Annotated in this window: 2 protein-coding genes; both read right to left on the minus strand. The window is 61.4% G+C overall.

The features are described 5' to 3' along the window. The coding region (locus tag IE269_RS42855) for a potassium-transporting ATPase subunit KdpA (RefSeq protein ID WP_189828786.1) at nucleotides 1-356 on the minus strand (356 nt) is incomplete at its 3' end. A gap of 7 nt (nucleotides 357-363) precedes the next feature. Further along, the gene (gene kdpF / locus IE269_RS42860; protein WP_087925864.1) at nucleotides 364-453 is read right to left on the minus strand and encodes a K(+)-transporting ATPase subunit F; all 90 of its coding nucleotides are present in this window, start codon (nucleotides 451-453) and stop codon (nucleotides 364-366) included. Between the last annotated feature and the right edge of the window lie 83 nt (nucleotides 454-536).

Below are 536 nucleotides of genomic sequence, written 5' to 3' on the forward strand. Positions count from 1 at the left end.
CCGGAGTACGACTGCCAGTTCGTGTTCGCCACAAACGACGCGGCCGTGTTGAACGCCTGGTCCGGATCGATCGACGCGAAACCCAGCGAGCCGGGCAGACTGCCCTGCACCCGCTGCAACGCGTACAGGAACAGCACACTCACCAACGAGAAACCCAGCACACCCCGCAAATAAGCAGGCCAGCGCATCTCGGTGTTCGGATTGGCACCGACCGCCTTGTACATCCACCTCTCCACCCGCCAGTGCTTCGGAGAGGAATAGACACCGGCCATGTAATCACCCAACGGGCGATACACCAGCCCAAGAGCCACGACAAGCGCCAGAAGCTGGAGCACCCCAGCAACAACAGGAGACATAACCGGCTCAGAACCTCTCCGGGAACACAAGGGCGAGGATCAGATAACCCAGCAGAGCGACGGCCACAACCAGACCGACAACGTTCTCGGCAGTCACAGCTTCGTCACCCCCCGGGCAACGAGAGCCACCAACGCGAAAACCGCCAGCGTGATGACGACGAAGGCCAAATCGGCCATCGC

This window comes from Streptomyces spiroverticillatus (assembly GCA_014650415.1).
Taxonomy (GTDB): Bacteria; Actinomycetota; Actinomycetes; order Streptomycetales; family Streptomycetaceae; genus Streptomyces; species Streptomyces spiroverticillatus.